24 protein-coding genes are annotated in these 26,344 nt (G+C 65.5%); 9 read left to right on the forward strand and 15 right to left on the reverse strand.

The window, feature by feature from the left end:
• Window positions 1-103 precede the first annotated feature (103 nt).
• Window positions 104-847, forward strand: a complete 744-nt coding sequence (locus NFH98_RS00775) for a sulfite exporter TauE/SafE family protein (protein ID WP_045993130.1) — start codon at window positions 104-106, stop codon at window positions 845-847.
• A gap of 161 nt (window positions 848-1,008) precedes the next feature.
• Here NFH98_RS00775 and NFH98_RS00780 read toward each other — a convergent pair whose 3' ends face one another.
• Genes NFH98_RS00780 through NFH98_RS00800 form a run of 5 tightly spaced genes read right to left on the reverse strand, consistent with a single transcriptional unit; the run spans window position 1,009 to window position 6,591 of the window.
• Window positions 1,009-2,223, reverse strand: a complete 1,215-nt coding sequence (locus NFH98_RS00780) for an ABC transporter substrate-binding protein (protein WP_348827406.1) — start codon at window positions 2,221-2,223, stop codon at window positions 1,009-1,011.
• Window positions 2,216-3,256: a CobW family GTP-binding protein gene (locus NFH98_RS00785; protein WP_349622100.1), complete on the reverse strand. Its 1,041-nt coding sequence runs from the start codon at window positions 3,254-3,256 to the stop codon at window positions 2,216-2,218. Before NFH98_RS00785 ends, NFH98_RS00780 begins: the two co-directional genes overlap by 8 nt.
• A gap of 29 nt (window positions 3,257-3,285) precedes the next feature.
• Complete coding sequence (locus NFH98_RS00790; protein ID WP_348827407.1) at window positions 3,286-3,588, reverse strand: hypothetical protein; 303 nt, start codon at window positions 3,586-3,588, stop codon at window positions 3,286-3,288.
• Window positions 3,589-3,629: 41 nt separating this feature from the next.
• Entirely contained in the window at window positions 3,630-5,015 is a 1,386-nt protein-coding gene (locus tag NFH98_RS00795; protein WP_348827408.1) for an amidase family protein, read from the reverse strand.
• Between the two features lie 55 nt (window positions 5,016-5,070).
• Window positions 5,071-6,591, reverse strand: a complete 1,521-nt coding sequence (locus NFH98_RS00800; RefSeq protein WP_231498543.1) for an NCS1 family transporter — start codon at window positions 6,589-6,591, stop codon at window positions 5,071-5,073.
• Between the two features lie 381 nt (window positions 6,592-6,972).
• Here NFH98_RS00800 and NFH98_RS00805 point away from each other — a divergent pair, with 381 nt between their 5' ends.
• From NFH98_RS00805 to NFH98_RS00830, 6 genes are all read left to right on the forward strand, one after another.
• The gene (locus tag NFH98_RS00805) at window positions 6,973-7,989 is read left to right on the forward strand and encodes a GntR family transcriptional regulator (protein ID WP_348827409.1); all 1,017 of its coding nucleotides are present in this window, start codon (window positions 6,973-6,975) and stop codon (window positions 7,987-7,989) included.
• A gap of 566 nt (window positions 7,990-8,555) precedes the next feature.
• The gene (locus NFH98_RS00810; RefSeq protein ID WP_045993136.1) at window positions 8,556-9,437 is read left to right on the forward strand and encodes a polysaccharide deacetylase family protein; all 882 of its coding nucleotides are present in this window, start codon (window positions 8,556-8,558) and stop codon (window positions 9,435-9,437) included.
• A 64-nt stretch (window positions 9,438-9,501) separates the two neighbouring features.
• Window positions 9,502-10,860 (forward strand): MFS transporter, encoded by a 1,359-nt coding sequence (locus NFH98_RS00815; RefSeq protein ID WP_108449503.1) that lies wholly within the window; start codon window positions 9,502-9,504, stop codon window positions 10,858-10,860.
• Window positions 10,857-11,645: an SDR family NAD(P)-dependent oxidoreductase gene (locus tag NFH98_RS00820; RefSeq protein ID WP_045993138.1), complete on the forward strand. Its 789-nt coding sequence runs from the start codon at window positions 10,857-10,859 to the stop codon at window positions 11,643-11,645. Before NFH98_RS00815 ends, NFH98_RS00820 begins: the two co-directional genes overlap by 4 nt.
• Before the next feature lie 100 nt (window positions 11,646-11,745).
• The gene (locus NFH98_RS00825; RefSeq protein ID WP_045993139.1) at window positions 11,746-12,486 is read left to right on the forward strand and encodes an SDR family NAD(P)-dependent oxidoreductase; all 741 of its coding nucleotides are present in this window, start codon (window positions 11,746-11,748) and stop codon (window positions 12,484-12,486) included.
• A 21-nt stretch (window positions 12,487-12,507) separates the two neighbouring features.
• Window positions 12,508-13,296, forward strand: a complete 789-nt coding sequence (locus NFH98_RS00830) for a hypothetical protein (protein WP_287163567.1) — start codon at window positions 12,508-12,510, stop codon at window positions 13,294-13,296.
• A gap of 113 nt (window positions 13,297-13,409) precedes the next feature.
• On the opposite strand, the gene NFH98_RS00835 is transcribed toward NFH98_RS00830, so the two are convergent.
• The 8 genes from NFH98_RS00835 to NFH98_RS00870 all read right to left on the reverse strand — a co-directional run bounded on the left by NFH98_RS00835 (window position 13,410) and on the right by NFH98_RS00870 (window position 21,831).
• The gene (locus tag NFH98_RS00835; protein ID WP_348827410.1) at window positions 13,410-14,417 is read right to left on the reverse strand and encodes a Gfo/Idh/MocA family protein; all 1,008 of its coding nucleotides are present in this window, start codon (window positions 14,415-14,417) and stop codon (window positions 13,410-13,412) included.
• Window positions 14,418-14,434: 17 nt separating this feature from the next.
• Window positions 14,435-15,646, reverse strand: a complete 1,212-nt coding sequence (locus NFH98_RS00840) for a Gfo/Idh/MocA family protein (protein ID WP_349622101.1) — start codon at window positions 15,644-15,646, stop codon at window positions 14,435-14,437.
• A gap of 75 nt (window positions 15,647-15,721) precedes the next feature.
• Window positions 15,722-16,690 (reverse strand): sugar phosphate isomerase/epimerase family protein, encoded by a 969-nt coding sequence (locus NFH98_RS00845; RefSeq protein WP_045993143.1) that lies wholly within the window; start codon window positions 16,688-16,690, stop codon window positions 15,722-15,724.
• A 130-nt stretch (window positions 16,691-16,820) separates the two neighbouring features.
• Complete coding sequence (locus NFH98_RS00850) at window positions 16,821-17,825, reverse strand: sugar ABC transporter substrate-binding protein (protein ID WP_124805062.1); 1,005 nt, start codon at window positions 17,823-17,825, stop codon at window positions 16,821-16,823.
• Between the two features lie 68 nt (window positions 17,826-17,893).
• Window positions 17,894-19,045, reverse strand: a complete 1,152-nt coding sequence (locus tag NFH98_RS00855; RefSeq protein ID WP_348827411.1) for a phytanoyl-CoA dioxygenase family protein — start codon at window positions 19,043-19,045, stop codon at window positions 17,894-17,896.
• Between the two features lie 12 nt (window positions 19,046-19,057).
• Window positions 19,058-19,888 (reverse strand): SDR family oxidoreductase, encoded by an 831-nt coding sequence (locus tag NFH98_RS00860; protein WP_349622102.1) that lies wholly within the window; start codon window positions 19,886-19,888, stop codon window positions 19,058-19,060.
• A gap of 15 nt (window positions 19,889-19,903) precedes the next feature.
• Entirely contained in the window at window positions 19,904-20,716 is an 813-nt protein-coding gene (locus tag NFH98_RS00865; RefSeq protein WP_045993146.1) for an ATP-binding cassette domain-containing protein, read from the reverse strand.
• Complete coding sequence (locus NFH98_RS00870; protein WP_045993147.1) at window positions 20,716-21,831, reverse strand: ABC transporter permease; 1,116 nt, start codon at window positions 21,829-21,831, stop codon at window positions 20,716-20,718. The genes NFH98_RS00865 and NFH98_RS00870 overlap by 1 nt, the downstream gene beginning before the upstream one ends.
• A gap of 319 nt (window positions 21,832-22,150) precedes the next feature.
• Here NFH98_RS00870 and iolG point away from each other — a divergent pair, with 319 nt between their 5' ends.
• The gene (iolG, locus tag NFH98_RS00875; protein ID WP_349622103.1) at window positions 22,151-23,137 is read left to right on the forward strand and encodes an inositol 2-dehydrogenase; all 987 of its coding nucleotides are present in this window, start codon (window positions 22,151-22,153) and stop codon (window positions 23,135-23,137) included.
• Window positions 23,138-23,161: 24 nt separating this feature from the next.
• On the opposite strand, the gene NFH98_RS00880 is transcribed toward iolG, so the two are convergent.
• On the reverse strand, window positions 23,162-24,190 hold the full coding sequence (locus NFH98_RS00880; protein WP_045993149.1) for a LacI family DNA-binding transcriptional regulator: 1,029 nt from the start codon (window positions 24,188-24,190) through the stop codon (window positions 23,162-23,164).
• 206 nt (window positions 24,191-24,396) lie between these two features.
• Between NFH98_RS00880 and NFH98_RS00885 the strand changes: the two genes are divergently transcribed.
• Window positions 24,397-25,338: a sugar phosphate isomerase/epimerase family protein gene (locus NFH98_RS00885; protein ID WP_349622104.1), complete on the forward strand. Its 942-nt coding sequence runs from the start codon at window positions 24,397-24,399 to the stop codon at window positions 25,336-25,338.
• Window positions 25,339-25,517: 179 nt separating this feature from the next.
• Here the strand turns inward: NFH98_RS00885 and iolB are convergent, their stop codons facing one another.
• Complete coding sequence (gene iolB / locus NFH98_RS00890) at window positions 25,518-26,324, reverse strand: 5-deoxy-glucuronate isomerase (protein ID WP_045993151.1); 807 nt, start codon at window positions 26,322-26,324, stop codon at window positions 25,518-25,520.
• Between the last annotated feature and the right edge of the window lie 20 nt (window positions 26,325-26,344).

Raw genomic sequence — 26,344 nt, forward strand, 5'->3', positions numbered from 1 at the left:
GCTAGGTGTGGCACTCTGATGGTCGGGGCGATTCGCCGCCCTCATCATTGGTACAGACGCCGAAGCAGTCACTGCTTCGGCGTCTTTGCGCGCAAGGAATGCCATGCTGCCCGAATACTCCTGGCTCGCCTGGGGCCTGATCATCCTCTCCACCTACCTGACCGGCATCTCCAAGGGCGGCTTCGCCGGGGGCTTCGGTACCCTGTCGGTGCCGCTGATGGCGCTTGCGATCGATCCCATCGCCGCCGCTGGCCTGTTATTGCCCTTGCTGCTGGTGATGGACGTTCTGGCGGTCAAGGCCTGGTGGGGGCATCAGGACATGGCCGAGGTGAAGCGATTGATCCCCGGTATGGCGATCGGCGTGGTGGTGGCTACCCTGGTGGCGGGCAGCCTCGACGAGGACCACGTCAGGCTGCTGCTGGGGGTGATCTCGCTGTTGTTTGTCGCCTACATGATCGTGAAGCCGGCGGCCTCCAGGCCGATCGCCTCTTTCTGGGCCTGGCCCGCGGGCATCGCCACCGGTATCACCAGCTTTATTGCCCACGCCGGCGCCCCGCCGATGAACCTATACCTGGTGCCCAGGCGCCTGCCCAAGACCACCTTCATCGCCACCACCACCCTGGTGTTCGCCGCGGTCAATACCATGAAGCTGCCGCCTTACCTGTGGCTTGGCGAGATCAACCTGACCAGTATCTGGGCGTCGCTGGCGCTGGTGCCGGTGGCCTGGTTCGGCATCAGGTCTGGCCTGTGGCTGCAGCACCGGGTCAACGAGCGGCTGTTCTACCGGCTGGTGATACTGGCCATGGCGGTGGTCGGGGTGCAGTTGATCATCAAGGCGCTCGCCTAGGGCTCGCCTGAAAAGTGCCTGCGCTCGGTAATACGGCGTTAAAAATCGGATCAAAATGCTCATTTACACCCTGTAAACTGCGCTTTCTCACCGATTTTTGCCTTGTCTAACCTTCGCTCGTCGACTTTTCGGACAGAGCCGAGCGACGGGCTGTAGCGGGCTCACGCCGACATGAAGTCGTTCCAGCGCCGCACCAGGTAGTTGTGCTCGTCCATCACCGTGTTCCACACCGCGATGCGGCTCATGCGCGTCATGTAGTCGCCGCCGTCGCGTACCTCACCCTTGTGGATCATGCCGCAGGGGCCTGACGGTCCGGCGAGTTCTTCCGCCGCGGGCTTGCCGGCGTACCAGTAGTCCCATTCCGCCGCAGACAGGTGAGGGCGGGTCAATTCCGGGGTCGAGATGTAGTAGCCCTGTCGTGCCATGACGGCGCCGGGCCAGCCCGAGATCCACCAGTTGAGATACTCGTAGGCGGCGTCCAGGCTGCGGCCTTCGATGCTGCGTGACAGCGACATGCCGCCATACCAGGCGCGATAGCCTTCCCTCGGTGCCGCCATGCGCACCTTGAGCTGGCGCTGCTTGAGGTCGGTCATCGCCGGTGACCACAGGCTCTCGATGCCGACGCGACCGCGCAGCATGTCCGAAGAGGCCTGGTCCTGGTTGCTCCAGAAGGTGCGGAAGTGCTGAGCCCGCTTGAGCTCGATCAGGCAATCGATCAGGCAGTCGATCTCGGCGACGCTCAGGTTGCCCAGGTCCTCGAACTGCACCAGGCCAGCGGCCTTGGCGGCCAGGGCCGCGTCGATGGCGCCGATGGCGCTGTCGTTCTGCAGGCTGACCATGCCGCGCCAGCGCGGGTCCAAAAGCCAGCCCCAGCTTTCCTGCTCGCTGTCGAGGCCGTGGGGCAGCATGTCCAGGCGGTATCCGAAGCTGTCCACGTTGTGGCTGACCGGCAGCATGGTGATGCGCTCGCTGGGACGGGCGCCACAGCTGCCGTCGGCCTGGATATAGAGCCGGTCGACCGGATTACCGCCGGCACCGAGCGGCGCGTGGGGCGTCAGTTGGCCGGTCTTCGGCAAGTCGTTGATCGCATCCCAATGGTGGATGCGTGAAAGCTCGATGGGCTGGATGGCCCCGGCCGGCCACACGAAATCGACGTTGTGAAACCACTGGTCGTAGATGTCGAAGCTGTCCGGTGCCAGCACTCCCGCACGCTGTGCCGCCACCCCGTCCATGACGGTGAATTCCAGGCGCAGGCCCAGGTCCTCGCGAGCGCGCTGGCGAATGCTCTCCAGCAGTGTCACCGAGGTGCCCAGTACCCGCAGGGTGACCGGACTGCGCTGGACAAAGGGGGCGCTGGGCTTGGCGGTGTCAGGCATGCAGGATCCTTGGGCTGGGATGGTCGCTGACCTTGTCCATGAAGGTCGCAAGCGATTGTGTCACGCGCTCGGCGTCGATGTCCCGAGTGATGAAGATCAGCTCCGAGCGGCGGCCGTCCGAAGGCCAGGCCTCCACGTGCTCCGGCGGGTGGATGGTGTGCTGGACACCGTGGAGTACCACCGGTCGATCGTCGCCCTGGACGTGGAGCACGCCCTTGACCCTGAGGATATCGCTGCCATGGCGGTTGAGCAGCATCGACAGCCAGATGCCGAGGCAGGTCCAGTCGACCTCGCCCTCGAGGCCGAGGCGGAAGGAGCGAATGTCGCCGAGATGGTCCGGATCATGCTGAGGCGGCTTGCGCCAGGGGCCGAGCCAGGACTTCACCTGGCCGGGGGTGAAACGCTGCAGGTGCGGTCCGCTGGCGAACAGCTCATCACTGGGCTGGCGTAGCGCCTCGGCGCCCAGCCGTTGGGCCGCCGGGTTGATCGTATCCAGCATGGCCTCGAGCCCTGCCAGGGTGTCTTCCTCGACCAGGTCGGCCTTGCTGATCACCAGCTTGTCGGCCACCGCCACCTGGGCCTCCCAGACGGGGTGCTGGGCGCGACTGTCGACGGCGTTGAGCGCGTCGACCAGGGTCAGGTTGGTGCCGGGGCGCAGGTGGTGGCGCAGTACCGGGTCGGCGGTGATGGTCGAGGCGATCGGGCCCGGATCGGCGAGTCCGGTGGTCTCCAGCACGATGCGCTTGAACGCCGGGATCTCGCCGTCCTGGCGTCGGGACAGCAGGCGTCTGAGCGCCTCTGACAGTTCGCCGCGGATGGTGCAGCAGACGCAGCCGCTGGACAGCAGCACGGCATCCTCGGCGATCTCGCCGAGCAGGCGGTCGTCGAGACCGACGTCGCCGAACTCATTGATCAGTACCGCACTGTCGCCGAAGGCTTCGCTGGCCAGCACCGACTTGAGCAGGGTGGTCTTGCCGGCGCCCAGAAAGCCCGAGATCACGTGCACCGGCACCAGCGGTGTCGTCTCGTTCATGGTGGTGTCCTCGTCGTGGTGGTCTGGGGTCATTGCAGCGAGGCCAGGAAGGCGGGATCGAGCGGGTCGAGTTCATGACCGCCCATGCGTTCTGCCTGCAGCCATACGCCGCCCAGATCCTGCACGATCTCGCGCTTGCCGGTGGCGGTGGCGAGCACGAAGCTCGCTGCCTGGAAGTCCTCGATGGTGATCCGGCGGGGGCTCAGCACGCGATTGATCAGGGTGACCCGGTAGGCGCGGGCGCGCCTGCGCGCGTAGTGGGCCTGCTCGGGGTCCTCGATGTTGGTGCTCCAGTGGCTTTCGCCGCCGAGTGCGCCGCACAGTCCGCACATGCCAACCTCCGATGGCGCCGTCGGCGCCGAATGAATGTGAGTTACGCCGTCAGCGCCGAGCTGGCGCCAAGGGCCACCCGCAGCAGCGCTTCGTCCTCGCCGCAGGGGCCGCTCAGCTGCAGGCTGGTGTGCTGGCGGTCGTCGTCGCGCCCGCTGGGCAGCGCCACCGCCGGCGAGTCGAGCAGGCTCGCCACCATGCTCAGGCGCAGCGTCGCCAGATTGACCTCGGCAAAGTGCTCGGGGTCGGCTTCCAGCGGCGCGAGCAAGGGCGCCACATGCGCCACCGTGGGCGTCAGCAGGGTCGCGCCAGCGAGCTCATCGCGCAGCCGCGTCTTGAGCGCCTGACGCAGGCGATACAGGCTGACCACGCTGTCCGGGGGCATCTGGCGGGCGGCCTCCAGGCGCTTGCGTACCCTGGGGTCCATGGCCTCGGCATCGGGGCCTTCCAGCAGAGCGCGGTACTCGGTGTAGGCCTCCGCCGCGCCCAGCCAGCCGTGGCGGGTGATGGCCTCCAGGGTGTCGGCGACGCTTGCCACACGGCGACGGACGATGTGGAAGCCGGCATCCTCGAGACGGCTGGCGCAGGCCTCCAGATTGTCGCCCACGGCACGGGATACCCTCGGGTCGTCGAGGCAGCCTGCATCGAGTACGATCACCGACTGTTCGGGCACGGCGGCGGCACGAACCAGCGGCGCGCTGCCGCGCATCGTGTCGTCGATGGCCAGGCAGTCCTCGAGGGTGCTGGCGATGACGCCGATGGTGTCCAGGCTGTCGGCCAGCGGTGTCACTCCCTGGCGCGAGTGGCGGGCCTGGGAGGGGCGATAGGACACCAGCCCATTGAAGGCCGCGGGGACGCGCAGCGAGCCGGCGGTGTCGGTGCCGATGGCGGCCGGCACGATGCCTTGGGCGACCGCCACCGCGGAGCCGGAGCTGGACCCGCCGGGGGCCCTGGGCTCGTTCTCGTTTCTGCTTTCGTGCTCGTGCTCGCTCGAGGTGGGGGGAGGGGTATGGTGCGGCGTACCGTAGTGGGGGTTGAGGCCAAGCCCCGAGTAGGCGATCTCGGTGAGGTTGGTCTTGCCGATGCAGACCATGCCCGCGCCGGCGGCGTGGTGTACCGCCTCGGCGTCGCGATCGGCCGGCGTCTTGCCCAGCACCTTGCCGCCGGCGGTGGTGGCGGTGCCGGCGATGTCGAACAGATCCTTCCAGGCCAGCGGCACGCCGTCCAGCGGCCCGCGCAGGGTGCCCGAGCGCTGACGCTCGGCACAGGCCTCGGCCTCTACCAGGGCGCGTTGTTCGGTCAGCGAGATAAAGACGGCGTCACTGTCGGCGGCCCGGGTCAGGCATTGGCGGGTCAACGAGACCGGATCGAGTTCGCCGCGTCGGATGGCCTCGCCGATGGCCAGGGCGGTGAAGGGTTGTGCAGGCATGCACGTCTCCTGTAGCGGGTGGTGGGCGCCGCCGCGGGCGGCGCCAGACGACGACTCAGCGATCCTCGCGCTTGAGCGCGGAGTCGGGGATGTCACCGGTTTCCAGGCGTTCGAAGCGTCCCTTTTCGGTGTAGACCCAGTTGCGGCCCACCGAGGTGGCGAGGAATCGGTCGTCGTAGCCGGAGGTGATCTCCTCCTGAGGATAGCGCCGCAGCACCCAGGCTTTCATCAGTACGATATAGACCACCAGGGCCGAGCCGAAGCCTACCGCGTAGGCGTACTCGAGGAAGATCAGCGCCAGGCCACCGCCGATGATCCAGGCGATGAGGCCGGCGGGGTTGAAGCCGCCGCTGAAGCGGAACTGGCCGTTGGGATCGTACAGCGCCGGAACGTTGAGGCGACGCCGACGCAGCAGGTAGTAGTCGGCCACCATGATGCCGCCCACCGCCGACAGCACGGCGCCGTAGTAGCTGAGGAAGGTGAACAGGTTGTTGAGGATCAGCCAGGGCATCGAGGCGGTGCCGATGATGCCGGCGATGACCAGGGCGACCGGGTAGCTGACCCTTGGCGCGCCGGCGTTGACGAAGGTCAGCGCCGCCGGGATCAGGTTGGCCGCGTTGTTGGTCGACCACTGGGCCAGGATCACCATCGCCAGCAGTGCGATCAGGGTGAGGCCGCCGCCCTGTCCTTGGATGACGGTGACCGGATTCCAGTCACCGGCGGCGATGAAGGACACGCCGCCGATCAGCGCGATCCAGGCCTGGGTGGCCGGCAGCGCCAGAAACTGGGCGACGAAGACGTTCTTGTTGCGCTGAAAGAAACTGCGCTCGCCACCCTTTGTCTTGAGGAAGCGGGTCAGGTTGGGGATATCCACCGCCAGCGCCGACCAGAACGCCATGTTGGCGAAGAACAGGCCGAGCGCGGCCACATTCTGGTCGCCGACGAAGGTCCAGATATTGATGCCCTGGGTCTCGGCGAGCACGTCGAGGGTGAAGTACATCCACACCGAGATGGCCACGATGCAGGGGGCGGCGATCGACGCCAGCAGCTCCACCGCGCGGATGCCCAGGGCGGTGTTGACGATCTGGACCACGGCAAACAGCACATACCACAGGATCCAGTTGTCCAGGCCCCACAGGTACTCGACGATGCCGTTCAGGGCCAGCGCACCCAGGTAGGTCTGCACGCCGAACCAGATGGCCGCCACCACCCCGCGGGATACCGCCGGCAGGTGGGTGCCCTTGAGGCCGAAGGGCGCGCGCAGGTAGACCGCGAACGACAGTCCATGTTCGGTACCGATGTCGGCGGTCAGGCTCATCACCACGCCGAGTACCAGATTGGCCAGAAAGATGATGGCGACGACCTGTATCAGCGGAAGGCCAGCGACCCCGCCGGCCCCCAGTTGGAAGGTGGCGATGATCACCGCCATGCCGATCCATAGCCAGATGAAGCCAAAAAAGCCGATGGTGCGTTGATTCAGCCAGACCGGCAGGATCGCCGCTTCCAGCAGGTGGTCGCCGCTGTCGCGGGCTGCCGCCGAAGTGGCGGGGGTGGGGGCGTCTTGTGGTGTGGCCACGGGAGCGCTCCTTGAATGTCGTTGGTTGTTGTTGGAGGCGATAGCGACGTCGGACGAAGAGATATCTCCGTTTCGCATAAATGCAGTATGGATACAAAAATCATTTTTTGGCAAGGGCCGTCCTGCGCCTTAAGCCGCATAGGGGGCGAGGACAATCTGTAATAGGCTGTTTTCCGGTAAAAAGGCTTTTTTGTGTTCGTGCAGACGGGAATGGATCTTGTGAAGTTGGCAACAAACGTCATTTCCGAGTGGCTCGAAAGGGTCCTGAAGAGGTGTCAAGATGGGCGCTTGTTGCCCGGCTGCCGGGCCTTGGATCGTGGCTGCCGGACATCGGTGGCGTGTAAGCGAGAGGTCAGGTGATTGGACGTCAGGGAGGAACGGGTGCTGAGTACGCCAGCTAGGTCGAGGCAGGAGGGCAGTCGCGCCCCCCGCTACGCGCTGATCCAGGATTCACTGCGAGAAGCCATCGAGTCGGGGCGGGTGCCGCCCAATCAGGTGTTGCTGGAAGGGCCTATCGCACGGCTGTTCGGCACCAGTCGTGGGCCGGTGCGCAAGGCGCTGGAGCTTTTGCACCAGCAGGGCCTGATCAGCCGCTTTGAAGGGCGCGGCTTTCTGGCGACACCCGATCCCGGAGCGGTGGAGCCGGCGCGGGAGGCGCTGACCCCTGAGCGTCTTGGTCTCGGCATCGATGAGTCACCGGTGGTGGATACCCGTCCGGCGGCCGAGCGCATCCACGCCGAGGTCGAGGAGGCGGTGGCCACCTGTCTGGCGTTTGGTCACTTCCGCATCGTCGAGACCAGCCTCAGCGACTACTACGGCGTCAGCCGCACCGTGGCGCGAGAGGTGCTGGGACGGCTGCGCAGCCAACGGCTGATCGAAAAGGATCGCCACTCCCATTGGCTGGCGGGGCCGCTGACCGCCCAGGCGGTGGCCGAGGACTACGAGATTCGAGTGCTGCTGGAGCCGGCGGCGCTCAAGGCCTCTGGCCCGCTGATCGAACGTGAGGAGCTCGAGCTGATGCGCGACCGGGTGCAGCGACTGATCGACCACCCCGAGCAGCAGTCTGCCGCGACCATCGCTCGACTCGAACGTGACCTGCACCAGGGTTGCCTGCGTCACTACCGCAATCGCAAGGCCGGCGAGATGATTGCCCAGAGCCAGTTGCCGGTCATCGTCAATCGCATGTTCTTCCAGACGCTGGGGGTTCCTCGGGACGAGCCCCTGTTGATGGAGCACAAGCTGGTGATCGATCACCTGCTGTTTGGCGCCTTCGACGCCGCCGCCTCGAGTCTGCAGTCCCACCTCCAGGCGGCTGCCGAGCGCACCCGCCGTCGGCTCAAGGTGCTGTCGGTATTCCCCGAACCCGACCTTCCCCCCTACCTTCAGCGTATCGTCTGACGCAAGCGCAGGGCGCAGGGCGAGCGTCGGCGCCGCCTTGCGCTCCGTCCTCGGCATGTTCCTTTGTTTCCGGTCTCTTGCCTTTTGCGGCCTTTCCTCAAGTCTAGCGGTCGGCCTGCCGCAGGCCGGTGTGCTGTCCTGCCCCCTCCTGGTCTAGAAGTAAAAAATGTCAGTTGGATACCGCGCCCATAAAAAATGACGTTTTATTCGATCGGCATTTTTGGGGCTCGTCTGTTCTCACCCATTGGTCGAAGAAGGTTTGCACTTTTGGCTGTTGCTGAAAGCCTGAATGGTCGGCCTTGTATCGCCAGTCTTGCCTATAACCTGGCTTGGGCCGCAGGTTTTGGTCATTGGCGAGCGTCGCGACGCGCTGCTCTACGCCTGAAATCTCCGTCTTGACAAAAATGACCTTTGTATCCAGTCTTCAATTGATGGCGGTCGACACAACCGCTGACGCCGCAGGACCGATGGCACGTCGGTAGTCCAGCAAGCGCACGACCGACACCAGGGCCAGCGGCGCCACCGCAAGCCCCAACAAGACCAAGCAACAAGACGAGGTGTTCAAGATGGCGAAGAAAGAGATTCTCTGTGCATTTGGTGTCGACGTGGACGCCGTGGCCGGCTGGCTCGGTTCCTACGGTGGCGAGGACTCCCCCGACGATATCTCCCGCGGCCTGTTCGCCGGCGAGGTCGGTGCACCGCGCCTGCTCAAGCTGTTCGAGCGCTACAACCTGAAGACCACCTGGTTCATTCCCGGGCACAGCATCGAGACCTTTCCCGAGCAGATGAAGGCGGTGGTCGACGCCGGTCACGAGGTCGGGGTCCACGGCTACAGCCACGAGAACCCCATCGCCATGACCCGCGAGCAGGAACGCGACGTGCTCGACTACAACATCGAGCTGGTGACCCAGCTGTCGGGCAAGCGGCCGACCGGCTATGTGGCGCCCTGGTGGGAATTCAGCCCGGTGACCAACGAGCTGCTGCTCGAGCGTGGCATCAAGTACGACCACAGCCTGATGCACAACGACTTCCACCCCTACTACGTGCGCGTCGGTGACTCCTGGACCAAGATCGACTACTCCAAGCCGGCCAAGGAGTGGATGAAGCCGCTGGTGCGTGGTGAAGAGACCGACCTGATCGAGATCCCGGCCAACTGGTACCTCGACGACCTGCCGCCGATGATGTTCATCAAGAAGTCCCCCAACAGTCATGGCTTCGTCAGCCCGCGTCAGTTGGGCGAGATGTGGCAGGACCAGTTCGACTGGGTCTACCGCGAGAACGACTACGCGGTGTTCACCATGACCATCCACCCCGACGTCTCCGGCCGTCCTCAGGTGCTGATGATGCTTGAGCGACTGATCGAGCATATGCAGAGCCACGAAGGCGTGCGTTTCTGCACCTTCGACGAGATCGCCGACGATTTCGCCAGCCGCCATCCACGCGGCTGAACGCGACGCCATCGCGCCTCCCCTGACAACCACACCACAACGATAACGAAAGAGGGTGACGTCAATGACCGAGCCAACCCAAACCGCGCCCTCCGGGGCCCGTCCCGACGCGGACGAGCCCTGGAACGCTGTCATCACCAAGAAACAGATCGGCTACGCCTCGCTGGTCTGCTTTATCGCCTGGGTGGCGTCGGTCTACGACTACACCCTGTTCGGCACCCTGTTGCCGGTCATCGCCGAAGACTTCGGCTGGACCACCGCCAAGGCCACCGCGGTCAACACTTGGGCCACCATCGGGGTGTTCCTGGTGTCGCTGGTGGTCGGCACCATGCTCGATCGCTTCGGCCGCAAGAAGACGCTGATCCTGCTGGTGATCGGCGGCGCCGTCAGTTCCGGCCTGTCCGGTATCGCCATCGGTGCCGCTTCCATGGTGATCATTCGCGCCTTCTCCGGCTTTGCGGTCTCCGAAGAGGTGGTCAACGCCGTCTATCTCAATGAGATCTACAAGAAGGCCAAGGGCCGCGGCTTCATGTACAGCCTGGTGCAGAGTGGCTGGCCGGTCGGTGCCCTGCTGGCCGCCGGCATGACCTCGCTGCTGCTGCCGATCGTCGGCTGGCGCGGCAGCTTCTTCGTCGCCGCCTGCGCCTCGATCATCGTCATCGTGATGGCGGTCCGGCTGCCCGAGTCGCCGGTCTTCGCCGCGATCAAGGAGGTCGAGCGGCGGCGCAAGGCGGGTGACGCCGAGGGTGCCGCCCAGCTTGCCGCCGAGCACGACGTCGAGGTCAACACCGGCAGCAACCTGGGCCTCAAGGGCGTGTTCACGCCGGAACTGCGTCGTCACACCATCTCGCTGTCGCTGGTCTGGCTGTTCAGCTGGATGGCGATCCAGGTGTTCGCGGTGCTGGGCACCACGGTGCTGGTGGAGGCCAAGGGCGTCAGCTTCGAAAGCTCGCTGTACGTGCTGATCCTGGCCAACGCGGTGGGCTTTGTCGGTTACCTCAGCCACGGCTGGCTGGGCGATCGCATCGGTCGGCGCAACACCGTGCTGATGGGCTTTCTGCTCGGCGGCGTCGCCAGCATCCTGATGCTGCTTGGCCCGGCCAGCGACGGTTTCGTCTACCTGATGTACGCCGTCACCCTGTTCTTCCTGCTCGGTCCGTTCGCCGCCATCCTGTTCTACATGGGTGAATCCTTCCCGCCCCATGTGCGCGGCACCGGGGCCAACGTGGCCCACGTCATGGCGCCGGTGGGGGCCATCGTCGGCTCCGGTCTGGTGTCGGTGCTGCTGACCGCGGGTGTCAGCATGACCTGGTCGGCGATCCTGGCGGGCTCGCTGCCGCTGGTGCTCAGTGGACTTTTGATGTTCGGCACCCGTCATGTGGACCATCGTGAACACGACACCCTCGAGGAGGCGGTGGCATGAGTGCTCTGACACGCGACGATGGCCTGGCCGGCAAGGTCGCCATCATCTCCGGTGCCGCCAGTGGCATCGGCCAGGCGCTGGCGGTCAGCTACGCCAGGGCAGGCGCCAAGGTGGTTGCCGGCTACTACCCCGGTGACCCCCATGACGTCGAGGCGACCGTCTCGGCGGTTGCCGATGCCGGCGGCGAGTGTGTGGCGGTGGCGCTGGACGTGCGCGATGGCGCCCAGTGTGACGCCCTGGCCCAGGCCGCCATCGACCGCTTCGGCAGGCTCGATATCGCGGTGGCTGGCGCCGGCATCCTGCGTCAGGCAGCGCTCGAAGATCTGACCGACGACGCCTGGAACGACATGCTGTCGGTGGACCTGACCGGCGTGATGCGGATATTTCGCAGCGCGGCGCGGGTGATGACGGGGCCTGGCGCCATGGTCGCGGTGTCGTCCATCGCCGGCGGCGTCTATGGCTGGGACGAGCACGCCCACTACGCCACCGCCAAGAGCGGGCTGATGGGCCTGGTCAGGTCGCTGGCGGTGGAGCTTGCCCCTCGGGGCATCCGCGTCAATACCTTGATCCCCGGGCTGATCGAGACCCCGCAGTCACTGGACCCGGTCAACTCCCTGGGCCCGGATGGCCTTGCCGCCGCAGGCAAGGTGATCCCCGCCGGCCGGGTCGGCCACGCCGATGAGGTCGCTCGCACGATACGTTTTCTGACCAGTGACGACGCCTCCTACGTGACCGGCCAGCAACTGATCGTGGACGGCGGCTTGACCGTGCGCTGGCCGAGCTGAGGCCAGCCGTCAAGGCGCCGGCCAAGGCGCATCCAAGCCAGCGACGCGAGGCGAGGGCGGCGGCCCTCGCCTCGTGCCCCCAGCGAGTGGAGAGAATCCCATGTCACAGAAACTTCAGGGCAAGGTTGCCCTGGTGGTGGGCGGCGCCAGCGGTATCGGCCGTGCCATCGCCAACCTGTTCCACGCCGAAGGTGCCACCGTTGCGGTGGCCGACCTCAACGCCGATGCCTGTGATCAGGTGGCCCGCGCGCTGCGCGCCCGGGTCAGCACCCATCGCGTCGATGTTTCCGACGAAGCCTCGGTGAAGGCCATGGTCGATGAGGTGATCAGCACCCACCAGGTGATCGACGTGCTGGTCAACAGCGCCGGCATCCTCGACGAGACGCCGTTTCTCGAGATGACCAGCGAGACCTTCGACCGCATGATCGGCATCAACCTGCGCGGGGTCTTTCTGGTCAGCCGCGCGGTGGCCCCGCATATGGTCGAGCGCAAGGCCGGGCGGATCATCAATGTTGCCTCGCAGCTGGCGCTCAAGGGCGGCATGGGGCTGTCCCACTACTGCGCCGCCAAGGCCGGCGTGCTGGGGCTGACCAAGTCCATGGCGCGGGAGCTGGCACCCTTCAACGTGCTGACCAATGCCATCGCGCCTGGCCCCATCCTGACCCCGATGCTCGAGGGACTGAGCCCGGAATGGATCGCCGACAAGGAGGCGGAATTGCCGCTCGGACGCTTCGGCAGGGCCGAGGAAGTGGCGCCTTCGGCGCTGATGCTGGCGGCGTCTCCGGATGGTGATCTGTACCTGGGCCAGACCCTTGGTCCCAATAGCGGCGACGTGATGTAGCGGCCAGACAGGAGTCCGTGAATGCTCACCCTGCTGCTGGTCAAGTGGCTGTCCACCGCCCTGGTAGTGATCGGCGTGTCGGTGGCGGTGGTGCGCCTGGGGCCACGCCTGGGCGGGGTGCTGGCCGGCACCCCGATCGTGCTGGGGCCCGGCTACTTCTTCATGCTGGGCGAGCAGCCCGGCGCCTTCGTTGCCGAGGCGGCGCTGGGCTCGCTGCACGCGATGTTCGCGACCCTGGCGTTCTGTCTGGCGTATGTGCTGCTGGCGGGGCGACAGGGCGCGCTGGCGGCTGTCGCCCTGGCCGCCGTGCTATGGCTGCCGGTGGCGGCGCTGGCTGCCGTCTTGCCAGGCGGCACGGGTCTCGCGCTGGTGCTGTTCATCGCTTGCCTGGCCCTGGCGATGCGGCTGATGCGCGCGCTGGGCTTGTCGCGGACGGCGGTGTCGGCGCCGCTAGTCTGGGCCGACCTGCTGATACGCGGCACCCTGGCCGGGGGCATCGTGTGTCTGGCGACCGTGGTGCTGGCGGATATCGCCCCGGCGCTGTCCGGCGTCGCCCTGAGCTTTCCCATCGGCATGCTGACCATCGCCCTGACCCTGCACCAGCGCTACGGCGCCGAGGTCGCTCGGGCCACCCTGGCCGACACCCAGCTTGGCATGCTCAGCCTGGTGGCCTTCAGCGCCGTCCTTGCGGCAACCGCCGCCCATCTTTCCCCCGTGCTGTCCTTTGGCCTCGCCCTGGCTGCCTCGCTGGGCACCAGTAGCGCCCTGTGGGCGTGGCAGAGGCGTCTGCACAGCCCGCGTCACGCGTGAGACCGGAAGGGGGGCGCGCGCCCCGCCCGGGCTCTTGTCGGGCCTTGCTCCAGGCAAGGTGCGATGAACCAAAAAAAGCCCCGCCGTAGCGGGGAAATGCCTCACGAATATCGCTACTGCGCTACTGCGGCCCAGCCGCCGCTGTCGACCGAGGCGAAGATGGCGTCGATCACCCTGAGATTGGCAATGGAATCCTCCAGCCCATAGAGCCCGACCTCCTCACCGCGCAGGGCGCGGCAGAAACGACTGACCTCCTGTTCGTACTGGTCCATGGGCGGGAAGGTTTCCGTCTTGGGGTCGCTCTGATAGAGGTCGAAGACGTTGTCGTGAACCACCCGGGTCGGGCGCTCGACCGGAGCGATAAAGGGCTCTGGCAGATCGATGGCACCTTGGCTGCCGACGATGTGCAGGTGCTGGGCGGCACTGGTGGCGGTGGAGACCATCAGGCTGGCGTGGCGCCCCTCGCCGTAGTCGAGCAGCACGCTGGCGACGACGTCCACGCCATGTTCCGGGTCGCGGCTTGCGTGGGCCATCACCCGCCGGGGTTCGCAGCCAAAGGCGAAGCGAGTCGCCATGGCCGCGTAGCAGCCGACATCATAGAGCGCGCCACCGCCGAACTCCGGGCGCATGCGGTAGTTGCCGGGGTCGTCGAGACCGAAGGTGAGCATGGCCTGAACCATGCGGATGTCGCCATAGGCGCCGGCCTTGATGCGCTCCTTGACCGCCAGCCAGCGCGGCTGGTGGCGCACCATGAAGGCCTCGCAGAACAACAGTCCCGGCGGCACCCTGAGGCTCGCCGCCTGTTCGGCGGTAAGCGCCAGGGGCTTTTCGCACAGAACGTGCTTGCCCTTGTCCAGCGCCTTCTGGGCCAGCTCGATATGCAGATGGTTGGGCAGCGGGATGTAGACTGCCTCCACCTCCGGGTCGTCGATCACCGCTTCGTAGCTTGCGTAGGCGCGCGGAATATCCATCTCGTCGGCAAACGCCTGGGCCGATTCCTGGTTGCGTGACCCCACCGCCAGAACCTCGGCGTGGGCGCTCGCCCGCATCGCCGGTATCAGCTTGATGCGCGCAATATTGGCGGTGGAGAGGATGCCCCAGCGTACCGGTGCGTCGATCATGGTCGGGTTCCTTGCGGTCAGGGTGTGAGTTGTGCGGATGAGCGCTGCTGGGGGGCGGGCACCGATACCCAGCGACGCTCCTGGCAGGAGACGTCGATGGCGGTGAGGATATTCTGGTTGTGGCGGCCGAAGGCGAAGTCGGGGAAGCAGCCGGCAGATGAGGCGATGCCCTGGACCAGGTCGTGGACCTCGATCACCTTGACGTCGAAGTAGCCGATGCCGCCACCACCGTAGTCGAACGGAAAGAAGGCGCGGAACTGCGGCACCTGGGAGCCCGCCAGCAGGGTCTTGAAGCCGCGATCCTCACGCCGGTCGGCGTAGCGGAAGAGCTTGAGCTCGTTGAAGCGCTCGCCGTCCATCACCAGGGTGCCCTCGCTGCCGCTGACCTCCCAGCCGATGCCGAAGACCTTGCCGGCGGCCACCCGAGAGCTTTCGATCACGCCGCCGGCACCACTGGCGAAACGCACCAGCGCCTGGGTCTGGTCGTCGTTCTCGACCTCGCGACGCTCGGCGCCTGCTGTCGCCTTGCTGGCGTAGCCAGCGCCCTCGCCGGCTCCATCCACCACGGGCCGGGTCGCAAACAGGATCTGGCTCTGGGCGCAGACCTCCTCGATATCGCCCATCAGGAACTGGGCGACGCTGATGGTGTGGGCGCCCAGGTCGCCCAGTGACCCGGTGCCGGCCTGCTGGCGCGAACAGCGCCAGGACCAGGGCAGCTCGGGATCGTTGAAGAAGCCCTGGTCCAAGGTGCCGCGAAAGCGTATCGGTGTGCCGATGGCACCCTCGTCGATCAGTCGCCTGGCGAGCAGGGCCGCCGGCGTCTTGATGTTGTTGAAGGCGACCATGGTCTTGACCCCGCGGGCGCGGGCCGCCTCGGCCATCTTCGCCGCCTGGTCATCGTTCATGGCCAGGGGCTTTTCGCAGTAGACGTGCTTGCCATGGTCGATGGCGGCCATCGCCATGTCGAAGTGCAGGGCGTTGGGCGAGGTGATGTCCACCACTTCCACCTGCGGGTCGGCGACCAGCTCCCGCCAGTCGCCGTAGGCGCGCTCGACGTCCAGCCGTTCGGCGGCGGCCCTGGCGGCCTGATCGCCCTGGTCGGCGATGGCGACCAGGCGAGGACGCAGCGGTAGATCATGGTAGAGCGTGCGGGCACGGCGGTAGGCATCGGCGTGGGCCTGACCCATGAAGCCGCTACCGATCAGGCCAATGTTGAGCGCCTTGGGCATTCGCTTGTCTCCGCTGGTGGGTCACGTCGCCCGGGGATGGTGAGGCTGGTCGAGCCGGGCGATCACCGGCGTGGCCTAGTTGGCGTTGGGCAGCTCGTAGTCGGGCTTTTCGCTGGGCATGCAGGCGCGCAGCAGTTCCACCGAGCGCACCACGCCCTCCCGGCGCGACAGGTTGATATCCTCGTGCTCGATGCTCAGCACGCCGTCCTGGTAGCCCCCGGCCTGCAGCCAGTAGCAGAAGTCCTTCCACCACTCGAGTTTCTGGCCGTACCCTAGGGTCACGTAGGACCAGCCGCGATCACGGAAATCGCCCATTGGCTGATTGTCCAGACGGGAGGTCAGGCCCACCGCCGCCGGGTTGAGCGCGGTGTCCTTGGCGTGAACATGGTAGATGTGGCGGGCGTAGCGCTGGACCACCTCGATGGGATCGGCGCCCATCCACAGAAGGTGGCTGGGATCGAAGTTGAGGCCGACGATGTCGCCGATCTCGCCATGCAGGCGCAGGAAGCCCGGCAGGTTGTAGACCAGCTGGTTGCCATGCATCTCCAGACATAGTTCACGAATGCCTTCGCCGCGGGCGTGGTCGGCCAGCTTGCGCCAGTAGGGCAGCGCGACCTCGTTCCACTGGTAGTCGAGCATCTGGGCGGTTTCCGGTGGCCAGGCGGCGGTCACCCAGTTGGGGAAACGGTCATCCGGGCCACCGCCAGGCAGGCCTGACATCAGATTGACCCGGGGCACCTCGAAGTGACGGGACAGCGCGATGGCCTGCTCGACCACCCTGTGCTGGCGCTCACCATCGGTGGGATGCAGCGAGTTGCCGTTGGCGTTGAAGGCGGAAATCGTGACGCCATGGTGGGCGAGCCTGGCCTTGAGGTCCTGGCGTGCGGCTTCGCTGTCGAGCAGTGCTGCGGCGTCGAGGTGGGGCGAGTCCGACCAGTTGCCGATGGAAAATTCCACGCACTCGATGCCCTGTTCGGCGCAGAAGGCGAGCAGGTCGTCCAGTGACATATTGGCCAGGCTGTCGGTGACGAGGCCGATTTTCATGTGATGCTCCTGTCAAGCGAACCCGCCCATGAAGGGCGGGCGAGGTGTGGATGATCAGTACCGACAAGGCCTGCTCGGTGAGTCGCCGGCCTTGCCATGGTGGCGGATGGCCATTGGGTGAGGTGGCCGCTTAGCGATAGCCCTGCTGAGTCAGCTCGATGACCTGTTCGGCGTTTTCCTGGGTGATGAAGTTTGGCCCGGTCTGGATATTGTTGGTGGGCTTGAGGCCGTAGCGGTTGTACAGCGCCAGCGAGATGATCGGCAGGTAGCCCTGAAGGTACTGCTGCTGATCCATGGCGAACAGCATCTCGCCATCGCGAACCGCTTCCAGCGTCTCGGCGGACAGGTCGAAGGTGGCGAAGGCGATCTGGCCCATGGCGCCCTGGCTGCGGAATTCGTTGATCAGCGGGTCGGTGGCCAGCGATCCCAGGCTCAGCACGCCGTCGGTGTCCGGGCTCGAGTTGAGGTGGGCAAGCACGGCATTGGTGATGGCGGTGGGATCCTGGGTGGTGGAGATCTGTTCGGCACTGCCGTCGAAGGCGTCGGTAAAGCCCTTGCAGCGGGCGTCAAGCTGCGACTGGCCGGGGGCGAAGTTGATACAGATGGGGCTCTCGACGCCGGCTTCCTTCATGCGCTCACCGGCCATCTTGCCCGCGCGGTACTCGCTCTGACCGACATAGTTGAGTGCGCCGATCTCACCGGCGATCTCTTCGCCGGTGTTGAGCACCACCACCGGAATGCCGGCGGCGATGGCCTCGCGCACCGGCTCGGCGAAGGCGCTGGCATCGGGCATGGTCAGCGCCAGGCCATCGGGTTGGGTGGCAATCGCCTGCTCGATCATCCTCAGCATCTGGGAGGTGTCGTACTGGGCCGGAGAGTTATAGAGAAGCTCCACTCCCATCTCCTCGGCGGCATCCTCGAAACCGCGCTTGAGAACGTTGCCGAAGGGGTCCGCCGCGACGATATGGGTGATCGCCACGAACTTCAGCGGGTCGGCGTCCTGGGCAACGGCCGCCTGGCTCGCCGACAGCGCCATGGCGCCAGCGACCAGGGCGCCGGTGATGGCTCTGGAGAACGGATTGGGGCGCTTGATCCCGGTGTGTGTTGCGCTGGTCTTGTCGGTGGTCTTGCTCATGGCTGTACTCCGATTGTTGTTGGTGTTGCGGGTGATCGTGCTCAGGGGTGTCACGTTGATGCAGCGATTCAGGCGCGTCGGTCCTGCGCCATCCGGTCGAGTGCCCGGTCCAGGCGGTCGGCGTCCCAGTCTTCGTCCAGGGCCTGTGTCAGCAACTCGCATTGGCTCTGGGGGGCCAACCCGCCCTGGGGTGGGGTGCGATCAAGATTGGCCGGGAACGGGTAGGCCTCGGCCAGGGCGGTCACACCTGCGCGGATCGCCGCTGTCCAGCCATCGCGCTGGAAGCGGGCCTTTAGCGCGGGAAAGCCGGCGCGCACCAGGCGTGTGTTGTCGACGCTCTCCATGGCACGGCCAAAGGCCGAGGAGATCTGCAGCAGGTTGGCCATGCGCCGCAGGTCCTGGCTGTCGTTGTCGCCAGCGGCGTGAAACAGCGCCGGGTTGAAGAACAGGCCGTCGCCCCTGGTCAGCGGAAGCTGAACGCGATGGCGGGCGAACACTTGCTGGAAGGCCGGGTCGCGGTAGGCCAGATAGCCTTCGGGGTAGCGCTGGGAGTGAGGCAACAACTGGGTTGGCCCGCTTTCCAGCGGCATGTCGTCGTGGGCCACGGCGCCCTGCAGCGTCAGGTGTTGTGAGGCGACCTGCAATGACAGCGGGTAGCCCAGCGCCTGTGCCTCGCTCAGAAAACCCAGGTGATAGTCGCGATGAGGCAACTGAGCGCGCCCGCCCGGTTTAACCACATTGACCTGGGAGGTGATCTGGTAGCCCGGGCCAAGCCAGGCTTCGGCCACCAGCGCCAGCACCGGGTTGGCGTAGTAGTCGACGAAACCGTCCGGGTCGGCCTCGCCGTGCTTCTGGAAGGCATTCCACAGGCGATCATTGGCACCCGGCGCAGCAAAATGGTCGCCCTGCTGGCCGTGTCCCCGTTCAGCTTCGATCAGCGCAAGAAAGCTCTCGCTGGCGCGGTCCACCGTGGTCCGCTCCATCATTCCGGTGATCGCCAGCACCCCGGGACCGTCCAGCAGGCAGTGATGCCACTCGTCAAGCAGCGTGCGCCGCCGCTGCGGGTCGGCGAGACAGTCAAGGGCATGGCTTGCGCGGTAGAGCGGGATGCCGGAGACGATGCGCTCGGCCTGGGGCAGTTCTTCGGCATTGGTCGTCGATTGGACCAGGGCCTCGAAGGCGGCCACATCAAGCTGGGTTCGATCGATGAAATGCTCCATCGTCTGTCCTCCTCAGTCAGGCCAGCGCATGGCGGCGGGCGGCTGCGGCGCGCTGTCGTGACAGCCCAGCACGCTCTGGTCCATGTCGACGATGGTCCCGGTCATCATTCCCGAGGCGTCGCTGGCCAGGAAGGCCACCGCGCTGGCGACCTCTTCCGGTTCCAGCAGGCGCCCCATGGGCTGCGTGCGGGCGGCCGCTTCCAGCCAGTTATCCTCGGCACCGTGGGTATCCGTCTGGATGCGGTGTTCGCCCGGGGTGTTCATCCAGCCGATGTTGAGGCCATTGACGCGGATGCGATTGCGCAGCAGCGAGTAGGCGGCGTTGCGGGTCAGGGTGGCCAGCGCCCCCTTGCTGCCGCTGTAGGCGCAGATGAAGGGCTGGCCGCCGTGGCCGGACATGCTGAGGATATTGACCACGCGGCCTTCGATACCGTCGCGGATCATTCGCCGCGCAGCTTCCTGCATCAGGAAGAAGGGCGCCTTGGTGTTGACCGCGAACAGTCGGTCGTAGGCGGCCTCGTCGGTGTCGAGCAGGGTGCCGCGCTCGGTGTTGCCGGCGCAGTTGATCAGCATGTCGATGCGCCCGAAGGCCTCATCGGCCTGGGCCACCAGCCGGCGGCAGTCGTCGACCCGGGTCATGTCGGTGGGCACGAACAGCACCTTGGCGTCCTCACCTAGACCCTCGAGCTCGCGAGCCAGGGCCTCGCCCTTGTCCCGCTGGCGCCCGCAGATGACCAGGCCGGACAGGCCACGACCCAGCAGGTGGCGAGCCACCGCCTCGCCCAGTCCCTGGGTGGAACCGGTGACGATGGCCACCTGACCTTTGAATGAACGATCTTGCATAGTAACTCTCCCTGTTCAGGCCGCCTGGCCGTTGCCATCGGCGCGCTGAAATTCGGCAAGCTCAGCGTCCAGGCTCTCGAGCTCGGCGCCACCGGCCATCATGTTGAGCACTTCCTCACGGCTGACCTCGTCCTTGCGGAAGGTACCGAAGCTGGAGCCGCGCTTGAGGATGGTGAAGGCGTCACCCACCGGATAGGCGTGGTGCACGTTGTGGGTGATGAAGATGACCGCCAGACCATCGGCGCGGGCCTTGGCGATGTAGCGCAGCACCACCGAGGCCTGCTTGACCCCGAGCGCCGAGGTGGGCTCGTCGAGGATCAGCACCTTGGCACCGAAGTACACCGCCCGGGCGATGGCCACGCACTGGCGCTCGCCACCGGAAAGGGTTCCGACCGGCTGAGCCGGATCGCGCACATCGATACCGATCTTGGCCATCTCTTCCTTGGCGACGCGATCGGCGAACGTCCAGTCGACGCGACGGGTCGGTCCCCAGCCCCTGGTGGGCTCGCGGCCCATGAAGAAGTTCCGGGTGATCGACATCAGCGGGATCATCGCCAGATCCTGGAAGACCGTGGCGATGCCGGCGTCGAGGGCATCCGAGGGCGAGCTGAAGTGGGCCTCCTTGCCGTCGACCAGGAACTCGCCGTGGGTCGGTACGTGGACCCCCGAGAGGGTCTTGATCAGGGTCGACTTGCCGGCGCCGTTGTCACCGAGCAGGCACATGACCTCGCCGGAGTGAACCTTCATGGAGATGCCGCTCAGGGCGATCACGCTGCCGAAGTGCTTGGCTACGTCGCGCATTTCGATCATCGGGACGGGAGCGTTCATTACTTGGCCTCCAGCGCCTTGCGACGCACGTAGTTGTTGAACAGCACCGCGATCAGCAGCATCGCGCCGAGGAATACCTGGAACCAGTCGGTGTTGACGCCGGTATAGAAGATGCCCATCTGCACCATGCCGAAGATCAGCGCACCGAAGCTGGCGCCGATGGCGGAGCCATAGCCACCGGTGAGCAGGGCGCCGCCGATGACCACCGCGATGATCGCCTCGAGCTCCTTGAGGATGCCGCGGATGGAGTCGGCCGAGCCGGTGTCCATCACCTGCAGGGCGGCGAACACGCAGGCGGCGAAGGCGGTGAACATGAACAGCACGATCTTGACCAGATTGACCGGGACACCGACGTTGCGTGCCGCTTCCTTGTCGCCGCCGCAGGCGAAGATCCAGTTGCCGAAGCGGGTGAACAGCAACACCCAGGTGGCCAGCGCGGTCAGGCCGAGCCACCACACGATGGAGACCGGGATGCCGCTGACGGTGGGATTGCCGGCGAAGTTGGTACCGATCACGCCGATCTCGGACAGCCAGAGGAAGAAGCCCTCGCCGACCTCGCCGCTGAATAGCGCCGCGAACCAGTCGTTGCCGATGACGTCATGGACCCCGCCGATCTGAGTGCGATCCGCCATCAGGCGGGGAATGCCGATAGCCACCCCGCGCAGGATGAACAGAAAGCCCAGGGTGACAATAAAGGAAGGCAGTCCGGTCTTGACCACCAGCCAGCCGTTCAAGGCGCCGATCGCCAGGGCGCAGCCGAAGGCGAAGGACAGCGCCGCCCAGATGGGCCAGCCGTACTGCACCGCAGGGATAGCGATCAACATGCCGGCGAAGCCGATCATCGAACCGATCGACAGGTCGAACTCGCCACCGATCATCAACAGCGCCGCCGCTACGGCCAGGATGCCGAGCTGGGCAGAGACTTCGAGGAAGTTGATCACCCCGGCGCCGGAGAACATGCCGGTGCCCGAGGCAACCAGGGCGAAGAACACGATGACCAGCAGGGCGCCGGCGACGGAGCCGAACTCCGGTCGGTGCAGGGCTTTCTTCAGCGGACTGACGTGGGCAAGACGCTCGTCCTTATCTTGGCTGGTGGGAGAGGCGGTGGTGCTCATGGTGACTCCTTGTGAGGGTCGTCTTGTTGTAGGGGCGGAGACGTCCGCAGTGTTGATGGACGTGTTTCGAACTCGCGGACGGATGTTTCGATTCGTCGTGTTATGAAATGTAGATTCCAAGGGAGAAATTAACAATTCAAAAATTCTATACTTTGGTCTATGCGGAATGTTTGTTCCTTTTTGCGTAGGCTGGGCAACAGGCTTGGGGGCTGCCGGGGTCTCACTGTCGATCGACGATTGATCGTGGTAATCCCGTTCGCCTGAAAGCCACCAAGGCATACCCCTTCGCGGCAATGCACATGGATACAAGGAGCAGAGGATGAAACTGGCATTGATCGGAGCAGGAAGGATCGGCAGGGTGCACGCACTGTCCATCGCCGCCCATCCCGAGGTCACGTTGGCGGCGGTAGTGGATGCCTACCCCGAGGCCGCCGAGACCCTGGCGCGGGACTTCGGCTCCCGGGCTCGGGACATCGATGACGTGTTCGAGGACCCTGAGATCGACGCCGTGCTGATCGCTTCCAGCACCGCGACCCATATCGACTACCTGGAGCGCGCCGCATCGGCAGGCAAGGCAATGCTGTGCGAGAAGCCCATCGCCCTGGACCTGGCGGCTTCACGGGCGACCGCCGAGCGCGTGGCGCAAAGCCTCTGCGCCTTGGCCTTCAATCGTCGCCATGACCCGCAGTTCTCGGCGCTCAAGGATCAATTGGGGCAGGGCCGCATCGGCAAGCTGGAGACGCTGGCGATCACCAGTCGCGACCCCGAGCCGCCGCCCCTCGAGTACGTCAAGGGTTCCGGTGGGCTGTTCCGCGACATGATGATCCACGACTTCGACATGGCCCGCTGGCTGCTCGATGAGCCCATCGTCAGCGTCTACGCCAGCGGCAGTTGTCTGGTGGACCCGGCCATCGGCGAGGCCGGGGATGTGGACAGCGCGGTGGTGGTGATGAAGACCGCCTCGGGGCGCTTGTGCACCATCAGCAATTCTCGGCGTGCGGTATACGGCTACGACCAGCGCATCGAGGCCTTCGGCAGTGACGGCATGTTGCAGGCCCAGAACGAGTGCGACACCCGACTCAAGTTCGTCGGCAAGCAGGGCCAACTGGAGGACGCGCCGCGCTGGTTCTTTCTCGAGCGCTACGCCGAGGCCTATCGCCGAGAGCTCGACGACTTCTACCAGAGCTGGCGGGAAGGCCGCGCGCCCCGCGCCGGCATCACGGACGGTGTCGAAGCGTTGCGGTTGGCCGAGGCGGCGGATATCTCACGTCGCGAGGGGCGCACGGTCTACGTCGAGGAGGTGTGAGCCCCGGGGCTCTGGGCTTGTGACTCAATCTTTTCCAGCAAAGCGATGAGAGTCACGCACCACCAGCCGGCCTGGGAGCAGCGTTGGGTCACCTGGGATACGTCGATCGAGCAGGTGTGTGATGGCGCTGTCCACCACCGCATCGAGGTTCGGCTGGTAGCTGGTCAGACGGTAGCGCGGTGAGGCGGCCAGCTCGATATCGTCGAAGCCGACGATCGCCAGCTGTCCGTCGAGGCCGGCCTGGTGCAGGGCATCGAGGGCGCCGATGGCAAGGATGTCGTTTTCGCAGAACAGCGCATCCAGGCGCTGTGCCGCCGGTGTCCTTTGCAGGTAGTCGTGCATCGCCTGATACCCCAGGGCGTGGCGATAATCCGTGGCAGCCAGCGTGGCTGCCAGGGTCAGGCCGTGATCCTCAAGCGTCTGGCGATAGCCGTCGAGACGGGGCAGTCGTGATCTGCCGCTGTCGGGGCCGGCCAGATAGCCCAGCCGTCGATGACCTTCGCCGAGCAGCAGCCGGGCGATTTCGGCGCCAGCCGCATGCTCCTGAATTGCCACGATCTGCACCCCGTCCACCTCGGTGGTGCGAAACAGCTGCACCAGTGGCACGTGCTGGCGCTCGGTGGCAAAGCGCACGATGTCCTCGCTCAGCACCGTGCCGAGAAACAACAGCCCGTCGACCTGGAAGCGCTCGGCGATATCGAGCAGCTCACCCGAGCGCACCGGTGGCGAAATATTCAAGAGTATCGACAGCTGGCCCCGCTGTTGCAGCGCCAGGGTGGCGGCATTCAGCATCGCCTGGGTATGCGGGTTGGCGAATTGATCGACGACGACGCCGATCAGTTGAGTGCGTCTTGTGGTCAGGCTTCGTGCCAGCAGGTTGGGGCGATAGCCCAGGGCTTCGGCGGCCTCCATCACGCGCTGTCGGGCATTCTCTGAGATCGAGGCGCCGGGAGTGAAGGCCCGCGACACCGTCCACTTGGAGACACCGGCCCGTTCGGCCACCTGGGCGGAGGTCACCTTGCGACCTTGGTCGCGATCGGAACGAATATTCATCGATGCTCCTTGACGGAATTTTTCATTCCATACTAGGCTCGTGCTGGCCTGTTTGCAACCGGTTGCATCGGGTCGGGTGACGGTGTTGACCCTATTGCGATTTTTGCATAAGCCGTCGCCGGAAGAGCCCTTTGTACCCGCGCCGCCGCCTATGCGTCCACCCGAGCAACGGCGAAACCACACAGCCATATGACAAGGACAATGCCATGAAGCTCTCCATCTGTACCGATGTGATGGCGGACCTCAGCTTTACCGAGATGCTCGACAAGTGCGTGGCGCTCGGGGTGGAAGGTATCGAGATGACCGGTGGTGGCTGGTCGCCGGCGCCGCATTTTCGTGCCGACGAACTGCTCGCCGATAGAAGCCTGCTGGCCTCACGCCTGAAGGAGATCGACGCCCGGGGACTGAAGATCGCCGCCTTGAACTGTTCCGGCAATCCGCTCGACCCGGGGAAACTCGGCGAGCGCCACCGAGGTGAGATCGAACAGACCATCCGGCTCGCCGGTGAGATCGGGGTCAAGCGCATCGTCACCATGTCGGGCCTGCCGGCGGCGGCGCCGGGGGACAGCGTGCCCAATTGGCTCGTCTACACCAAGAGCTGGCCCGATGAGATGCCCGAGCGCGATCGGTACCAGTGGGAAGACTGCGCCTTTCCCTACTGGCACGGCCTGGTGAGGCTGGCCGATGAGGTCGGTGTCGAGCGATTCGCGCTGGAAAATTTTTCGGCGATGCTGGTGTGGAACCCCCAGACCCTGTTTCGCCTGCGTAACGAGATCGGGCCCAAGGTCGGCATGAACCTGGACCCGTCGCACCTGTTCTGGATGGGGGCCTGCCCGATCGCCGCGGCCAGGGCGCTGGGCGATGCCATCCACCACTGCCACGGCAAGGATACCCGCATCGAGCGGGGGCTGGCCGATGTCAACGGTCTGCTCGAGCTCGCCGAGGTCACCGACGTCGCCAATCGCGCCTGGAACTATGTGGCGGTGGGGGCGGGACATGACCTTCAGTGGTGGAAGGAGTTCTTCTCGGTGGTGCGGATGCAGGGCTACAACGACTGGGTCAGCCTCGAGATGGAGGACTTCACCATGTCCTCCGAGGCCGGTATCCAGTCGTCGATCGATGCGCTGAAGCAGACCATCAGTCGTTAGCGATATGAATAGGCTGGTCAAGGCTGCTGCCAAGATGGCCTGTCCGCGGCTGACGGAAAAGGGAAGCGATGCACCATAAAAAAGCCCCGCCGGTGGCGGGGCAAAGAGAGAGACGTTCCTTGGTCCGCCGATGACGCCAGCCCTTACCTGGGCTGCCGGAATCGGCGGAGTTTGTACGGTTACTGTTGCTGCACGATCCACTCGTGTTCAGGGTCGTTCTTGAACTTCCATTCGCGCTTGGGACCGGCCATCACGTTGAGGTAGTAAAGCTCGTAGCCGTGAGGTGCACCCACCGGGTGGTAGCCCCGAGGCACCATCACGCAGCAGCCATTGTCTACCGCCATGGTCTCGTCCAGCGAGCGGTCATCGGTGTAGACCCGCTGAAAGGCGAAGCCCTGGCTCGGATTCAGCCGGTGGTAGTAGGTTTCCTCGAGGATCGACTCCTCGGGCAGATTGTCGACGTCGTGCTTGTGGGGCGGATAGCTCGACCAGTTGCCTGGCGGTGTGTAGACCTCGACCACCAGCAGGCCGTCGGCGGGTTCGGTCTCCGGCAGGATGTCGTGGATATGCCGAGTGTTGGTGCCGCCGCCGCGGGTGGAGCACTTGACCTGCTGTGGCGCGATCAGCCTGGCCTTGTGGTTGCCGTGGCCCGGTGCGCTGCACACCGCGATCTCGAGATCGGTCAGTGCCTCGACCTCGAAGTCCGCTCCATCGGGCAGGTAGACCGAGTAGGGTGGCACCTTGTCGAAGATGTCCATGCGCTCGCCGATGTCCTCCCAGCGTTCGCCGGCGCCGGCGACGGTGGCACGTCCGCTCAACAGCACCAGGCAGTGTTCGCGAGAGCCGGTCTCGCCGCTCAGACGCTGACCCTTTTGCAGCCGGTGGACACGAAAGCCGACGTGGTCCCAGCCAGCGGATTGCGGGGTGACTTCCAGCACCTTGCCGTCGGCGTCGGGGCTCTGGGGGCGTACAAGAAGCGATGTCATGGACAGGATCTCCTGTTGAT

It is taken from the genome of Halomonas sp. H33-56 (assembly GCF_040147035.1).
In the GTDB taxonomy this organism is placed as follows: domain Bacteria; phylum Pseudomonadota; class Gammaproteobacteria; order Pseudomonadales; family Halomonadaceae; genus Halomonas; species Halomonas litopenaei.

What these genes read in the sequence shown, in the direction of transcription:
- NFH98_RS00775 (WP_045993130.1), top strand. Translation starts at nt 104, where the DNA reads ATGCTGCCCGAATACTCCTGGCTCGCCTGGGGCCTGATCATCCTCTCC.
- NFH98_RS00780 (WP_348827406.1), bottom strand. Translation starts at nt 2,223, where the DNA reads ATGCCTGACACCGCCAAGCCCAGCGCCCCCTTTGTCCAGCGCAGTCCG.
- NFH98_RS00785 (WP_349622100.1), bottom strand. Translation starts at nt 3,256, where the DNA reads ATGAACGAGACGACACCGCTGGTGCCGGTGCACGTGATCTCGGGCTTT.
- NFH98_RS00790 (WP_348827407.1), bottom strand. Translation starts at nt 3,588, where the DNA reads ATGTGCGGACTGTGCGGCGCACTCGGCGGCGAAAGCCACTGGAGCACC.
- NFH98_RS00795 (WP_348827408.1), bottom strand. Translation starts at nt 5,015, where the DNA reads ATGCCTGCACAACCCTTCACCGCCCTGGCCATCGGCGAGGCCATCCGA.
- NFH98_RS00810 (WP_045993136.1), top strand. Translation starts at nt 8,556, where the DNA reads ATGGCGAAGAAAGAGATTCTCTGTGCATTTGGTGTCGACGTGGACGCC.
- NFH98_RS00815 (WP_108449503.1), top strand. Translation starts at nt 9,502, where the DNA reads ATGACCGAGCCAACCCAAACCGCGCCCTCCGGGGCCCGTCCCGACGCG.
- NFH98_RS00820 (WP_045993138.1), top strand. Translation starts at nt 10,857, where the DNA reads ATGAGTGCTCTGACACGCGACGATGGCCTGGCCGGCAAGGTCGCCATC.
- NFH98_RS00825 (WP_045993139.1), top strand. Translation starts at nt 11,746, where the DNA reads ATGTCACAGAAACTTCAGGGCAAGGTTGCCCTGGTGGTGGGCGGCGCC.
- NFH98_RS00830 (WP_287163567.1), top strand. Translation starts at nt 12,508, where the DNA reads ATGCTCACCCTGCTGCTGGTCAAGTGGCTGTCCACCGCCCTGGTAGTG.
- NFH98_RS00835 (WP_348827410.1), bottom strand. Translation starts at nt 14,417, where the DNA reads ATGATCGACGCACCGGTACGCTGGGGCATCCTCTCCACCGCCAATATT.
- NFH98_RS00840 (WP_349622101.1), bottom strand. Translation starts at nt 15,646, where the DNA reads ATGCCCAAGGCGCTCAACATTGGCCTGATCGGTAGCGGCTTCATGGGT.
- NFH98_RS00845 (WP_045993143.1), bottom strand. Translation starts at nt 16,690, where the DNA reads ATGAAAATCGGCCTCGTCACCGACAGCCTGGCCAATATGTCACTGGAC.
- NFH98_RS00850 (WP_124805062.1), bottom strand. Translation starts at nt 17,825, where the DNA reads ATGAGCAAGACCACCGACAAGACCAGCGCAACACACACCGGGATCAAG.
- NFH98_RS00855 (WP_348827411.1), bottom strand. Translation starts at nt 19,045, where the DNA reads ATGGAGCATTTCATCGATCGAACCCAGCTTGATGTGGCCGCCTTCGAG.
- NFH98_RS00860 (WP_349622102.1), bottom strand. Translation starts at nt 19,888, where the DNA reads ATGCAAGATCGTTCATTCAAAGGTCAGGTGGCCATCGTCACCGGTTCC.
- NFH98_RS00865 (WP_045993146.1), bottom strand. Translation starts at nt 20,716, where the DNA reads ATGAACGCTCCCGTCCCGATGATCGAAATGCGCGACGTAGCCAAGCAC.
- NFH98_RS00870 (WP_045993147.1), bottom strand. Translation starts at nt 21,831, where the DNA reads ATGAGCACCACCGCCTCTCCCACCAGCCAAGATAAGGACGAGCGTCTT.
- iolG (WP_349622103.1), top strand. Translation starts at nt 22,151, where the DNA reads ATGAAACTGGCATTGATCGGAGCAGGAAGGATCGGCAGGGTGCACGCA.
- NFH98_RS00880 (WP_045993149.1), bottom strand. Translation starts at nt 24,190, where the DNA reads ATGAATATTCGTTCCGATCGCGACCAAGGTCGCAAGGTGACCTCCGCC.
- NFH98_RS00885 (WP_349622104.1), top strand. Translation starts at nt 24,397, where the DNA reads ATGAAGCTCTCCATCTGTACCGATGTGATGGCGGACCTCAGCTTTACC.
- iolB (WP_045993151.1), bottom strand. Translation starts at nt 26,324, where the DNA reads ATGACATCGCTTCTTGTACGCCCCCAGAGCCCCGACGCCGACGGCAAG.